The following is a 12,245-nucleotide window of genomic DNA, read 5'->3' on the forward strand; positions in this document are numbered from 1 at the left end:
AACCCGCTAAACATTTGTGCTGCACGCAGGGTCTCACGCTAGCGATTAGCCAGTTGGATGGAGTACCGGAACGTGAATATCGTCTGCTTGGGGTGGGGCTCGTTGATCTGGAAGCCCGAAGCATTGCCCGTGGACGGGCCATGGTTCGAAGACGGCCCGGCACTGCCCATCGAGTTTTCCCGTGTGGGTGACGGTGGAGAACTTTCGACCGCCTTATGCATCAATGCCGAGCCGGTGCCTGTACTGTGGGCCAGGTTGGCCACGGCCTCCCTGGCGCAGGCCTGCCAGGCACTCAAAGAGCGTGAGGCCATACCCGCTGCCCGGGACACCGGCATTGGTTGCCTACTGGTAGACGCGCAGGCCGCGGGATACGTAGGTGAGTGGGCCAAGGCGCGGGGGATCGAGGCGGTGATCTGGACCAACCTGCCACCGCGCATTCACGACGTAGAGGGCCAGGTGCCCACGTGCAGCGAAGCCCTGCGGTACCTCACGTCACTTCCCGCAGATACACAAGGCCATGCCCGCACCTATATTCAAAACGTTCCCGCCCAAATTGACACGCCCTACCGGCGCGCTTTCGCGCAAACACTGGGCTGGACCTGACCTTGAGGATAACGCTGTTATGAAAGCCATGATCGTTCGCGCCCCTGGCGGCCTGGATCAATTAGCGCTGGTGGACCTCCCAGACCCCGGCGCACCTGGGCCTGGTGAAATCCGTGTTGCCATACACGCTACGTCGCTCAATTTCCACGATTTGCTGGTGGCCAACGGAAGCATTCCGGCAGCCGATAAACGTATCCCCATGGCGGACGGTGCTGGCGTTGTTGAAGCCGTAGGCACTGGCGTTACGGAATTCGCACCGGGGGATTCGGTGGTGTCCACGTTTTTCCCCCATTGGCCGGCAGGCCCTGCGTTTTCGGGCGTGGGCAACTTTGATGCCACGCCTGGGGATGGCGCAGATGGGTTTGCGGCCGAGTATGTGGTGCGGCCTGCCAGTGCCTTTACCCTGGCACCGAGGGGGTGGACCCATGCCGAAGCCGCCACCATCACCACGGCCGGCCTTACGGCATGGCGCGCGTTAGTGGGCGATGGGCTGCTCAAGGCGGGTGATACCGTGCTTACCCTAGGTACGGGGGGCGTCTCCATCGCTGCCGTGCAGATTGCCAAAGCCATGGGCGCCAAGGTGATCGTCACGTCCTCCTCGGACGAGAAGCTGGCGCGGGCCATGGCCCTGGGTGCAGACCACGGCATCAATTACCGGGAGCAGGCGGACTGGGGCAAGGTCGCTACCGAGCTTACCGGTGGCAAGGGGGTAGACCATGTGGTTGAGCTCGGCGGCCCTGGCACGCTGGCCCAGTCCATCGCTGCGGTACGTGTGGGCGGGCATATTTCGTTGATCGGTGTGCTGACCGGCCGCCAGGGTGATGTACCTACCGCCCTGTTGATGGCCAAGCAGGCCCGCCTGCAAGGCCTGATCGTAGGCAACCGGCAACAGCAGCAGGACTATGTGGCGGCACTGGAGCACACCGGCCTGCGCCCGGTGCTGGACCGTAGCTTTGCCTTGGAAGACTTGGCCGAGGCCTTCCGCTTCCAGGAAAGCGGCAGCCACTTCGGCAAAGTAGTAGTCGAGTGGTAACACAGGCTCTCTGAGCCTGAGCGGACAGGCCCACACAGGGCTTTCAGCGAGTGTGGGGGTTGGCTATAGTCCCCCGCACCTGTCCCGCTGCCTTTCAAGGATCGATCTGTGAAGAAACTGCTCGCTGCCTCAGTGCTGGGTGCCGTCACCCTGTTTGCCGTCGGTGCCCACGCGGCACCTACCCTGCTGAACGTGTCGTATGACGTGATGCGGGATTTCTACAAGGACTACAACACCGCCTTCCAGAAGCACTGGCAAGCCGAGCACCCCGAGGGCGTCACGGTACAGATGTCATTCGGCGGTTCCAGCAAGCAGGCACGTTCGGTGATCGATGGCCTGCCGGCGGACGTGATTACCATGAACATGGCCACCGACATCAACGCCCTGGCCGACAACGGCCAGTTGGTACCGGATAACTGGGTCACCTTACTCCCCAACCACAGTGCCCCGTTCACCTCGGCCACGGTCTTTATCGTGCGCAAGGGCAATCCGAAACACCTCAAAGACTGGCCCGACCTGCTCCAAAGCGGCGTGCAGGTGATCGTGCCCAACCCTAAAACGTCCGGAAATGGCCGCTATACCTACCTGTCCGCCTGGGCCTACGTGCTCAAGAACGGCGGGGACGACGCCAAAGCCAAAGCCTTCGTGGGGCAGTTGTTCAAGCAGGCCCCTGTGCTGGACACCGGCGGCCGTGCCGCTACTACCACCTTCATGACCAACCAGATTGGCGACGTGCTGGTGACGTTCGAGAACGAAGCGGAAATGATCGCGCGGGAGTTCGGCCGCGACCAGTTCGAGGTGGTGTACCCCAGCGTGTCCGCTGAGGCCGAACCGCCCGTAGCGGTGGTTGAAAAAGTGGTGGAGAAGAAAGGCACACGCACCCTGGCTGAGGATTACCTCAAGTACCTGTGGTCCCCGGAGGGTCAGGACATTGCTGCCGCGAACTACCTACGCCCCCGTGACCCCGCCGTGCTGGCCAAGTACGCGGACCGCTTCCCGAAGGTGGACTTCATGTCGGTAGAGAAGACCTTCGGGGACTGGCGCACGGTGCAGAAAACCCACTTTGCCGACGGCGGCGTGTTCGATCAGCTCTACCAGCAGTGAGTACATGCCGCTATACCACGGCGCTGCACCCACAATAAGTAGTGGCCAATTGTCATCGACCCCTTGATCTTCCCTACCGCCACAGGTAGTTTGTACCGCCTCTCATACGCATATTCCTACCGCAGGGCCCTTTCTCGAAAAGGCCCTGCGGTAGCGCGCCTGCTTGCCTGACTTTCCTTCACTTTGCGGCCCCATGTGGGGAACACCACCATGACCACGACTCACACTCCCGCTGTGCCTTATCGGCCAGAGGTCGACGGGCTGCGCGCCCTCGCCATCCTGCCCGTGGTGCTCTACCACGCGGGCGTCCCCCTGTTTTCGGGTGGTTTCGTTGGCGTTGACATCTTTTTCGTGATCTCCGGCTACCTCATCACGTCCATCCTTCTGGCTGAACTGGCCCGTGGCCAATTTTCGCTGGTGCAATTCTACGAACGCCGCGCGCGGCGGATTCTGCCGGCCCTGACCGTGATGATGCTGGCGTGCTTGCCCATGGCATGGCTATGGCTGGACCCTTTGGACCTTAAAGCCTTCGCCAAAAGCCTGGTAGCCGTGCCGCTGTTCTCGTCCAACGTATTGTTCTGGATGGAAAGCGGCTACTTCGATGGCGAGGCCGACCTTAAACCGCTGATTCATACCTGGACCCTGGGCGTGGAAGAGCAGTACTACGTGCTGATCCCGCTATGGCTGATGCTGACTTGGCGGTTGGGGCTGCGCTTTCGAATCGCCAGCCTGGTGGCGGTAGCCCTCGCCAGCCTGGCCTGGGCTGAATACGGCGCGCAGCAGGCCAGCACGGCGGCCTTCTTTCTGTTGCCTGCTCGCGCCTGGGAGTTGCTGACCGGTTCGTTTGTGGCCCTTTATGCCACGCATCGGCCCCATCATGCCCAGAGCGCAGCCAAGCCTCAGCAACTGTTAGCGGCGACCGGGCTCGGGCTAGTGGCGCTGGCCATTTTCGGCTTTGATAGAAGCACCCCCTTCCCGGGCCTGCATGCGCTGGTGCCTACCGCAGGGGCTGCACTGCTGATCCTGTTCGCTGGCGGCAATACCTGGGTTGGCCGGTTATTAGGCACCCGGCCCTTAGTATTTATCGGGTTGATCAGCTACAGCACCTACCTCTGGCACCAACCCCTGCTGGCTTTTGCCCGGCACCGCAGCCTGGTCCCGCCCTCGCTGGCTGAACTATTGGCGGTGGCAGGCGCCTCGTTGGTGGTGGCCTGGCTGAGCTGGCGCTATGTGGAACAGCCCTTCCGTCAACGGCGGCGCTTTACCCGCCAGCGGGTGTTTGCCTATGGGGCGCTGGCTTCGGCCCTGTTCATGGCCATTGGCTTAGGCGGCTACCTGACCCAAGGCTTCAAGGGGCCTGGCAATGACGATACGCGCCTGGCACAGGGGTTCGAAGACCCCACAGCTCGCGCAGGGTGCGACCGGGACTACCGTGGCGACGGTTGGGGCATTGGCGTGTGCTATTTCGGTGCTCCTCGCCAGGCCGGCACGGCCGAGGTCGCCGTGTTCGGCGACAGCCATTCCGAAGCCCTGCTGCCCGCCTTCGACGCTGCGGGGCGCAGCCTGGGCTTGAGTATTGCCCATCTGGGCGTAGGGGGTTGCCCGCCTCTGCTGGGGGTGGATGTGGCGGTGGGGAACTATGGGCCAGGCGCCTGTACTGACCTGGCGCAGCGACAGTTGGCCTACGTACGTGAGCACGGCATCAAGCGGGTGGTGCTGGTAGCGCGCTGGACGCTGTACACCGATGGCAACTACGGGCAGGCCCGGCTGACCCGGTACTTCCTGGTAACGCCCAAGCAGCAGGCCCTGGACCAGGCGACCTCACGGGCTGTGTTCAGGGCAGCGCTGGAGAAAACGGTGGAGGCCTACCGCGCACTCGGCGCCGAGGTGGACGTGGTAGCCCAAGCGCCGCAGCAGCGGGCCAACCCCAAATACCTGTATTACCGCTTGGCACACACCGCAGCGGCCAACCCGGTTGAACAGCAGCAGGCGGTGCGTGCATTGTCCATTTCAGTGGCCGAGCACCGCCAATTGCAGCAGTACACCCGTGAGGTGTTTGACGCGGACCAGGCCCAAGGCCGGCTGCGGTTGGTGGTGCTGGACAACCGCCTGTGTGATGCCGAGCGGTGCCTGATCGGCGATACCACGTCCTTCTACAAGGACAGCGACCACCTCAATGAACACGGCGCACGCCTGTTCATTGAGGCTATGCAGCAGTTGCTCACGCCCCTGCCGTCACCCGTGGCTACCCGGTGATTACGGATGCTGACGCCCTAGCCCCGGTGGCACACCGCTGCTGTCGGTAGCTTCCCACGGGCCGTTGGGGCTGGTTGCCCACCCCCAGCCGTTGTTCCAGCGGTAGTAGGTGCGCTGGCGGTAGTAGGTGCCCGGCTGGTTATCCAGCACGTACACCCCAAGGCCTTGGTCCCAATGGCTGGGGCCACCCGGCGGCGGTGCGAAGCTGGCCGAGGTGCTCGGCGCTGGGCGAGGCACCTGGGTAGGCGGTGCAGGTGGCGCAGGCGGCGTGACCGGCGGTTGGGCAGCCGGCCCTGCAGGCACAGGCGGCAGTGGCCGTGGCCCCGACTCGCTGGCCGGGCGCTGCGCGGAACAGGCACCCAGCCCCAGCACCAGGGTCAACAACATCAGGCGAGAGGCAAGGGGCTTCAAAGGCATCATGGTCTGGTTTCCGGGCTATCGATGGTGAGCGTATACGTGTCGCCGCTGTGCGTGGCCGCCCCTACCCATTCACCGTGCAGCGGCTGGCCTGCGCGGCTGACGCGTGCCATCACATGGACTTCCCCGAACCCCGAGAGTTTCAGGGCGGGCTGCATGGCATCGGCATCGCTCAATACCAGCGTGGTGGGCAGGTCTGCTACGCGCAGGCGCTTGACGGCCAACGGAACGGGCGGGCCGCCTGCCGCACGCGCGAACACGAACACCGTGTCCTGCGGGCTGACGTGGGTGGCTACCGAGGGCGCCAACGTTACGGTCACGTTCAACCGACGGCCTTGGGCCTGGGCGCCGCCCTCCTCCTCTAACGCATGGCGGGCGCGGTCGATGCCGGCCTGCAAGGTAGCCCGCGTGGGGTCATTGGGCGCCAACCCTGCCTGTAGCCGAGCCCAGTAGGCCGCAGCGGCGGCCCAATGCTTGCCTTCAAACGCAGCGATGCCCAACAACCCTAGGCTCGTGCTCTCGTTCGGGTCACCCTGCAGGGCTTCGTCTACCAGCGCTTGAATATCCGCAGACCATTGCCGGTTGGCTGCAAAGTACAGGGCCTGTGCCCACTGGCCGAGCAAGGCCGGAGGCCGACCGGCCAACTGGGCCGCCTGTGCGAACAGGGGCACCGCTTCGGCAGCCCGGTTCTGGGCCATGTAGGTGCGCGCCAGCAGAAACACGGCGTCTGGCGCGTCCGGCTGCACCTGCACCGTGCGCTCCAGCCGTGACAATGCTTGCTCAGGCGAACGGGCCGGGGTGGCCAACTCACGGGCCAGTTCCAGACGGCCCAGGGCGCCGAAGTGCAGATAAAGGGCAATGGCGGCGGCAGGCACCAGTACCATCACAACGCCCACCAGCCAACGCCCGTTTCCCCTGGCCAGCGGCACCGTCTGTTGACCAGGCACATCGGCCAGCAGCGCCTTGGCCGCTTCCACCTTGGCGGCCTCCCAGGCCTCATCTTCGAGCCGGCCCGCCTCGTGCTCCTCGCGTAAACCGGCCAGCCGCTCCTCGTAGACCTGCACGTTCACCGTGGCGCGGGGTGCCGCTGGCCGACGGCGCGACACCCTCAAAGGCCAACCCAGCAGGGCACCGACGGCCAGCAGCAGGGCCATGGCAACCACCCAGAAATCAGTCATCTTCAGTGCCCTTCAACACATGGGCCAGCCGAGCCTGCTCGGCGTCGGTCAAGGTAACCGCAAGCGGGCTGCGCCGGCGCAACAGGCGGTAGCCGATCACGCCGCCAACCAGCAGGAACACCTCTGGCGCCAGCCACAACAACCAGGTACGCGCCTCGAATGCGGGCCTGTAGCGCACAAACTCGCCATACCGGTTCACCAGGTACGTGATTACCTGCTCATCGCTGTTGCCTTCCACCATCAACCGGTGGATTTCCCGGCGCAGGTCGGCGGCAATGGGCGCGTTGGAATCGGCCAGGTCCTGGTTCTGGCATTTGGGGCAGCGCAGCTCCCGGGTGAGCGCGGCGAAGCGCGCCCGTTGCGCGTCGTTGTCAAACCCATAGGTCTCGATGGCCGCCTGGGCCATGCCCGCCCACATCAGCGCCAGTACCAGCCAGAACGCCCTCATGGTGCCGGCTCACTGACCAGGGCCTGGTAGCGCGGCGCCAGCTCACGCTGCCACACGTGGTCGTCCACGATCCCCACGTGTTTGTAGCGGATCACGCCTTGGGCATCGATCAGGAAGGTTTCAGGCGCGCCATAGACGCCAAGGTCCAGGCCGAGGGTGCCTTGGGGGTCACTCACGTTGACCTGGTAAGGGTTGTGCAGGGTTCGCAGCCACTGAGTGGCCGCCGTGGTGTCGTCCTTGTAGTTGATGCCGTGGATCACCACGCCTTGCCGGGCCAGCCGGGCCAGCGTGGGGTGTTCCTCACGGCAGGCCACGCACCAGGTGCCCCACACGTTAACCAGCGCAGGCCTGCCCAGCAGCGCCTCACGGCCCAGTGGCTGGCCACTGAGCGAGGTGAGGGCAAAGGCCGGGAACGGCTTGCCGATCAGCGCCGAGGGTAGCTCGGCCGTGTCCAGGTACAACCCTCGGTATAGCATTGCGGCCATCCCCACGAACAGGAGCAGCGGAACAGCCAACCAGCGGCGGTTCATGGGTGCACCTCCTCGGTAGCCACAGGCCGCACCCGCTGGCGCAACCGCGCTCTGTAGCGAGGGTCCAGTGCAGCCACTACACCGCCCAGCGCCGTCAGCAGCCCGCCCAGCCAGATCCAGCGCACAAAGGGTTTGACCTGCAGGCGCACGGCCCATGCGCCCTCCGGTAACGGTTCGCCCAGCGCCACATACAGGTCGGCAAACAGGCCAGCGTCGATGCCCGCCTCCGTCATCACCGAACCCTGCGCAGCGTACAGGCGCTTCTCTGGGTGAAGCACGCTTAGGGTATGGCCCTCCCGGCTCACTTCGATAATGGCCCTGTCGCCGGTGTAATTAGGGCCGCGCATGCTCTGCGTGCCTCGGAAGATAAACGTGTAGCCCCCTACCTCGGCACTGTCATTGGGTGCCATGCGCAGGTCCCGGGCGGCGTCCAGCTGAGTAGAAAACACGACACCGATGGCGGCGATGGCCAAGCCCAGGTGCGACACCTGCATGCCCCAGTAACTGCGCCGCAGCGTGCGTAGCCCGGCCATGCCTTGGTGGCGAAGCTTGTCGGCCAGGTCCCGAAGGCCGGCGCCTATCACCCACGTGGCCAAGGCCAGCACAGCCAGCAAAGGCCAGTGCCGGTAGCCGCCCACCAGCCCGCCCAATACAGCGCAGAGCACGGCCGCTGCCAGCACCGGCATCAGCATGCGTCGCAACCAGGCACTGGGTGTGGTTTTCCAGCGCATGAGTACACCCACGCCCAGGGTAGCCAGTAACAGGCCCATCAAGGGCACGAACAGGCTATTGAAGTACGGCGGCCCCACTGACAACCGGTCGCCGGTGAGGGCGTCCAGCAACAAGGGGTACAGGGTGCCTAGCAAAATAGTGGCGGCCGCTACCACCAACAGCAGGTTGTTCACCAATAGCAGGGTTTCTCGAGAGGCCCAACCGAACCGCACGTGGCTGCGGACCACCGGGGCGCGCAACGCAAACAGCACCAGGGCGCCCCCCGTGACCACCAGCAGGAAGGCCAGGATAAACACACCACGGGCAGGGTCCGAGGCAAACGCATGGACCGACGTCAGCACCCCGGAGCGGACCAGGAAGGTGCCCAGCAGGCTCAGTGAAAACGCCGCGATGGCCAGGAGCACCGTCCAGCTTTTGAATACGCCGCGTTGCTCGGTGGCCGCCAGGGAGTGAATCAGCGCGGTACCCACCAGCCAGGGCATGAAGGACGCATTTTCGACCGGGTCCCAGAACCACCAGCCCCCCCAGCCCAGCTCATAGTAGGCCCACCAGGACCCCAAACTGATACCAATGCCCAGAAAGCTCCAGGCCACCAGCGTCCAAGGCCGTGACCAGCGTGCCCATGCCGCGTCCAGTTGGCCGCCCAGGAGCGCGGCGATTGCAAAGGCAAACGCCACTGAAAACCCTACATAGCCCATGTACAGCATGGGCGGATGAACGATCAGGCCGATGTCCTGCAAAAGAGGATTCAGGTCCCGCCCTTGCAGTGGTACTTGCGGCAGAATCCGTGCGAACGGATTGGAAGTGGCCAGCAGGAACAGTAGAAAGCCCGTGCTGATCAACCCCATCACCCCCAGCACCCGTGCCAGCATGGCGGCTGGGAGTTGCCGGGAAAACAGGGAGACGGCCAGGGTCCAGCCGCCTAGGATCAAGGCCCATAGCAGTAGCGAGCCCTCGTGGGCACCCCAGACCGCGCTGAATTTGTAGTACCAGGGCAGTGCCGTATTGGAGTTTTCCGCCACATAGGCCACGGAAAAGTCATCATGCAAAAACCCGTAAGCCAGGCAGCCAAAGGCGAACACCAGGCAGGCGCATTGCCCCCAGGCCGCAGGCCTGGCCACCGCCATCCACAGCGGCACCCCGCGCCACGCACCCAACAGTGGCACTACGGTTTGTGCAACCGCCAGGCACAGCGCCAGGGCTAGGGCCAACTGCCCAACTTCAGGAATCATGGGGTAGCTCCGAGGCGGCCGCTGTCCTTGAGGGCCTTAGTGACTTCCGGGGGCATATACTTCTCATCGTGCTTGGCCAGCACTTCGTCTGCCTGCACGACACCACTGGCATCGATCACGCCCATGGCCACAATGCCCTGCCCTTCACGAAACAGGTCTGGCAGGATGCCCTGGTAATGAATAGTGACCGAGCGGGTGAAGTCTGTGACCACAAAGCGTACGTCCAGGCTGTCGGCACTGCGCACCAGCGAGCCCTTTTCCACCATGCCGCCTGCGCGAATGCGCTGGCCTGAGGGCGCTTCACCACGGGCGATCTGTGTAGGCGTGTAGAACAGGTTGATATTTTGCTGCAACGCGCTGAGCGCCAAGCCAGCCGCCAGGCCAACCCCAAGCAATAGCCCCAGCACGATCATCAGGCGTTTTTTCCGAACCGCGTTCATCGGGCCTTGCTCCGTCGCACCCGACGCGCCTCTTCATCAAGCAGGCGACGACGTGCCCGCAGGGGCACCATCAGGTTCCACAGCAGGACCAGGGCGCAGCACCCGTAGGCCGACCAGACATAAAGCCCATGGTGGCCCATGGCGAGGAAATCCCCCCACGTGGAAAAACTCATGGTGCCCTCCTCACAGGTGTCGCCGTGGCCATTACCGCCTGGGCCCACTGGCTTAGCCCTTCCCGGCGCAGCAGCTCGGTACGCATGCGCAGCAACACCATACACGCAAAGAATAAGTAGAACCCCAGCACGGTGAACGCCAGGGGCAGCCACATTTGCGCAGGCATGGCCGGCTTGGCCGTCAATGTAAAGGTGGCGCCTTGGTGCAGCGTACTCCACCACACCACGGAGTATTTGATGATGGGCACATTGATCACGCCCACGATGGCCAGCACTGCACAGGCTTTGGCGGCGCTGTCGCGATTACCGATGGCCTGGCCAAGGGCAATCAGGCCCGCATACAGGAACAACAGGATGAGCATGGAAGTGAGCCGTGCATCCCATACCCACCAGGCGCCCCAGGTGGGCTTGCCCCAGATCGACCCGGTGGCCAATGCCAACGCCGTCATGGAGGCGCCCACGGGCGCTGCGCATTTCAAGGCGATGTCTGCCAGCTTGATCTTCCACACCAGCGACACCACCCCGGCCACCGCCAGCATCACGTAGCAGGTTTGCGCCAGCAGGGCCGCCGGCACATGAATGTACAGAATGCGCACGCTATCGCCCTGCTGGTAGTCCGGTGGCGCAAAGGCCAGGCCCCACGTAACGCCTACGGCCAGCAGTAGCGCCGACAGGCTACCCAGCCATGGCAACAGGCGCCCGGCAAGCGTGTAGAAGCGCGGCGGTGAGGCCAGCCGGTGTAACCATGCCCAGCTCATACGCTGATCATTTCCCCTAGGTGTTCATTCATTGAGGCTGATCCGCAGGCCAGCGACTACAGCCCATGGGCCGAGCGTAAGCGTCAGTACCGCCAGGCTTGCCAGCCACAGCATAAAACCTGCCACTGGAAGGTCTTCGAGGGCGGCCCGCAGGGCACCGCTGCCCAGGATCAGCACCGGAATATAAAGGGGCAGCACCAGCAGGGCCAGCAGCAACCCGCCACGGCGCACGCCCACGGTCAGGGCTGCGCCTATGGCCCCCAAGAGCGTTAATACCGGCGTGCCCAGGGCCAGCGTGGCCATCAGCGTGGGCACTGTGCGAGCGGGCAAGCCCAGCATCAACCCCAGCACAGGGGCCAGCACACACAGTCCCAGGCCTGTCAGCAGCCAGTACGCCGTGAGCTTCGCCAGCACGGGCACGACCATGCCGTGGCTACCTAGGGCCCACTGTTCCAGGGAACCGTCTTCGAAATCCTCACGGAACAGGCTGTCCAACGACAGCAGCACCGCCAGCACCGCCGCCACCCACACCAGCCCGGGGGCCATTTTGCGCAGCAACGCCGGCTCTGCCCCAACAGCCAAAGGAAACAGCGTGGCCACCACCGCAAAGAACACCAGTGGGTTGGCCACAGCGGCAGGGCGGCGGGCCAGCAACCTGCTTTCCCGGCGCAACAGTTGCACGAAGCTCATGCAACGCCTCCTAGCATCACGGTTCGATAGCCCGGCGGCCGAATCGCCAATTCGTGGTGAGACGTGAACGCCACCACCCCGCCTGCCGCACAATGCTCGGCCAGCCGCTGCTCCAATTGGCTCACCGCTGCCGCATCCAGTGACGTAAAGGGCTCGTCCAGCAACCAGACCGGCGGTGCGTCCAGGTACAGCCGAGCCAATGCTACCCGCCGCTGTTGCCCAGCGGACAGATGCTGGCACATTTGGTGTTCATAGCCCCCCAGGCCCATGGCCTGCAGCGCCTGGTCAATGGCCGCTGCGTTCGAGGGCCTGCCCAAGGCACCCCACCCTGCCAGGTTCTCGTGGGCGGTAAGGCTAGGTTTGATAGCCGGGGCATGGCCCAACCACAACAGCTGGGCAGCCAGCGCCCGCAAGGCCATGGGCAGCGGCTGGCCATTGAACCGTACCTGGCCGGCTGAAGGGGCGGCCAGGCCGCTGAGCAACCGCAGCAGCGAGGTTTTGCCGGCCCCGTTGGGGCCGGTGATCTTCACCAGGTCACCCGGGCGCAGGCTCAGGTCCAGCCCCTCGAACAGCAGTCGCCCATCGCGTTCGCAGGCCAACGCCAGCCCTTCCAGATGAACCGTCACATCACACCCTGTAGGCAAGCCGCCA

Annotated in this window: 14 protein-coding genes; 4 read left to right on the forward strand and 10 right to left on the reverse strand. The window is 64.4% G+C overall.

Translation table 11 applies throughout. From position 1 onward, the window contains the following. Window positions 1-72 precede the first annotated feature (72 nt). From ACSAMW_RS06345 to ACSAMW_RS06360, 4 genes are all read left to right on the forward strand, one after another. Window positions 73-603: a hypothetical protein gene (locus tag ACSAMW_RS06345; protein WP_500593192.1), complete on the forward strand. Its 531-nt coding sequence runs from the start codon at window positions 73-75 to the stop codon at window positions 601-603. Window positions 604-622: 19 nt separating this feature from the next. Beyond that, a complete protein-coding gene (locus ACSAMW_RS06350) occupies window positions 623-1,636 on the forward strand; it encodes a zinc-dependent alcohol dehydrogenase family protein (protein ID WP_500593193.1) in 1,014 nt (337 codons plus the stop codon). Between the two features lie 108 nt (window positions 1,637-1,744). Continuing rightward, entirely contained in the window at window positions 1,745-2,740 is a 996-nt protein-coding gene (locus tag ACSAMW_RS06355; RefSeq protein ID WP_500593194.1) for a sulfate ABC transporter substrate-binding protein, read from the forward strand. 210 nt (window positions 2,741-2,950) lie between these two features. Further along, window positions 2,951-4,996, forward strand: coding sequence for an acyltransferase family protein (locus ACSAMW_RS06360; RefSeq protein ID WP_500593195.1), 2,046 nt, complete (start codon window positions 2,951-2,953; stop codon window positions 4,994-4,996). Here the strand turns inward: ACSAMW_RS06360 and ACSAMW_RS06365 are convergent, their stop codons facing one another. From ACSAMW_RS06365 to ccmA, 10 genes are read right to left on the reverse strand one after another with little or no spacing between them, the layout of a single operon-like run. After that, window positions 4,997-5,416 carry a hypothetical protein gene (locus tag ACSAMW_RS06365; protein ID WP_500593196.1) on the reverse strand — a complete coding sequence of 140 codons (420 nt, stop codon included), beginning with the start codon at window positions 5,414-5,416 and terminating at the stop codon, window positions 4,997-4,999. Further along, window positions 5,413-6,591, reverse strand: coding sequence for a c-type cytochrome biogenesis protein CcmI (gene ccmI / locus ACSAMW_RS06370; protein WP_500593197.1), 1,179 nt, complete (start codon window positions 6,589-6,591; stop codon window positions 5,413-5,415). Before ccmI ends, ACSAMW_RS06365 begins: the two co-directional genes overlap by 4 nt. Beyond that, window positions 6,584-7,039 carry a cytochrome c-type biogenesis protein gene (locus ACSAMW_RS06375; protein ID WP_500593198.1) on the reverse strand — a complete coding sequence of 152 codons (456 nt, stop codon included), beginning with the start codon at window positions 7,037-7,039 and terminating at the stop codon, window positions 6,584-6,586. The genes ccmI and ACSAMW_RS06375 overlap by 8 nt, the downstream gene beginning before the upstream one ends. Further along, window positions 7,036-7,569 (reverse strand): DsbE family thiol:disulfide interchange protein, encoded by a 534-nt coding sequence (locus ACSAMW_RS06380; protein WP_500593199.1) that lies wholly within the window; start codon window positions 7,567-7,569, stop codon window positions 7,036-7,038. Before ACSAMW_RS06380 ends, ACSAMW_RS06375 begins: the two co-directional genes overlap by 4 nt. Then, a complete protein-coding gene (locus ACSAMW_RS06385) occupies window positions 7,566-9,533 on the reverse strand; it encodes a heme lyase CcmF/NrfE family subunit (RefSeq protein ID WP_500593200.1) in 1,968 nt (655 codons plus the stop codon). Before ACSAMW_RS06385 ends, ACSAMW_RS06380 begins: the two co-directional genes overlap by 4 nt. Then, window positions 9,530-9,973, reverse strand: a complete 444-nt coding sequence (ccmE, locus tag ACSAMW_RS06390) for a cytochrome c maturation protein CcmE (RefSeq protein ID WP_500593201.1) — start codon at window positions 9,971-9,973, stop codon at window positions 9,530-9,532. Before ccmE ends, ACSAMW_RS06385 begins: the two co-directional genes overlap by 4 nt. After that, entirely contained in the window at window positions 9,970-10,146 is a 177-nt protein-coding gene (ccmD, locus tag ACSAMW_RS06395; RefSeq protein WP_168083574.1) for a heme exporter protein CcmD, read from the reverse strand. Before ccmD ends, ccmE begins: the two co-directional genes overlap by 4 nt. Next, window positions 10,143-10,904: a heme ABC transporter permease gene (locus ACSAMW_RS06400; RefSeq protein ID WP_500593202.1), complete on the reverse strand. Its 762-nt coding sequence runs from the start codon at window positions 10,902-10,904 to the stop codon at window positions 10,143-10,145. Before ACSAMW_RS06400 ends, ccmD begins: the two co-directional genes overlap by 4 nt. A 24-nt stretch (window positions 10,905-10,928) precedes the next feature. Then, a complete protein-coding gene (gene ccmB / locus ACSAMW_RS06405; RefSeq protein WP_500593203.1) occupies window positions 10,929-11,594 on the reverse strand; it encodes a heme exporter protein CcmB in 666 nt (221 codons plus the stop codon). Further along, window positions 11,591-12,220: a cytochrome c biogenesis heme-transporting ATPase CcmA gene (gene ccmA, locus ACSAMW_RS06410; protein ID WP_500593204.1), complete on the reverse strand. Its 630-nt coding sequence runs from the start codon at window positions 12,218-12,220 to the stop codon at window positions 11,591-11,593. The genes ccmB and ccmA overlap by 4 nt, the downstream gene beginning before the upstream one ends. Window positions 12,221-12,245: the final 25 nt, after the last annotated feature.

The organism is Pseudomonas sp. AB39(2026) (assembly GCF_059831485.1).

What these genes read in the sequence shown, in the direction of transcription:
- ACSAMW_RS06350 (WP_500593193.1), top strand. Translation starts at nt 623, where the DNA reads ATGAAAGCCATGATCGTTCGCGCCCCTGGCGGCCTGGATCAATTAGCG.
- ccmI (WP_500593197.1), bottom strand. Translation starts at nt 6,591, where the DNA reads ATGACTGATTTCTGGGTGGTTGCCATGGCCCTGCTGCTGGCCGTCGGT.
- ccmB (WP_500593203.1), bottom strand. Translation starts at nt 11,594, where the DNA reads ATGAGCTTCGTGCAACTGTTGCGCCGGGAAAGCAGGTTGCTGGCCCGC.
- ACSAMW_RS06400 (WP_500593202.1), bottom strand. Translation starts at nt 10,904, where the DNA reads ATGAGCTGGGCATGGTTACACCGGCTGGCCTCACCGCCGCGCTTCTAC.
- ACSAMW_RS06380 (WP_500593199.1), bottom strand. Translation starts at nt 7,569, where the DNA reads ATGAACCGCCGCTGGTTGGCTGTTCCGCTGCTCCTGTTCGTGGGGATG.
- ACSAMW_RS06375 (WP_500593198.1), bottom strand. Translation starts at nt 7,039, where the DNA reads ATGAGGGCGTTCTGGCTGGTACTGGCGCTGATGTGGGCGGGCATGGCC.
- ccmD (WP_168083574.1), bottom strand. Translation starts at nt 10,146, where the DNA reads ATGAGTTTTTCCACGTGGGGGGATTTCCTCGCCATGGGCCACCATGGG.
- ACSAMW_RS06365 (WP_500593196.1), bottom strand. Translation starts at nt 5,416, where the DNA reads ATGATGCCTTTGAAGCCCCTTGCCTCTCGCCTGATGTTGTTGACCCTG.
- ACSAMW_RS06360 (WP_500593195.1), top strand. Translation starts at nt 2,951, where the DNA reads ATGACCACGACTCACACTCCCGCTGTGCCTTATCGGCCAGAGGTCGAC.
- ccmE (WP_500593201.1), bottom strand. Translation starts at nt 9,973, where the DNA reads ATGAACGCGGTTCGGAAAAAACGCCTGATGATCGTGCTGGGGCTATTG.
- ACSAMW_RS06385 (WP_500593200.1), bottom strand. Translation starts at nt 9,533, where the DNA reads ATGATTCCTGAAGTTGGGCAGTTGGCCCTAGCCCTGGCGCTGTGCCTG.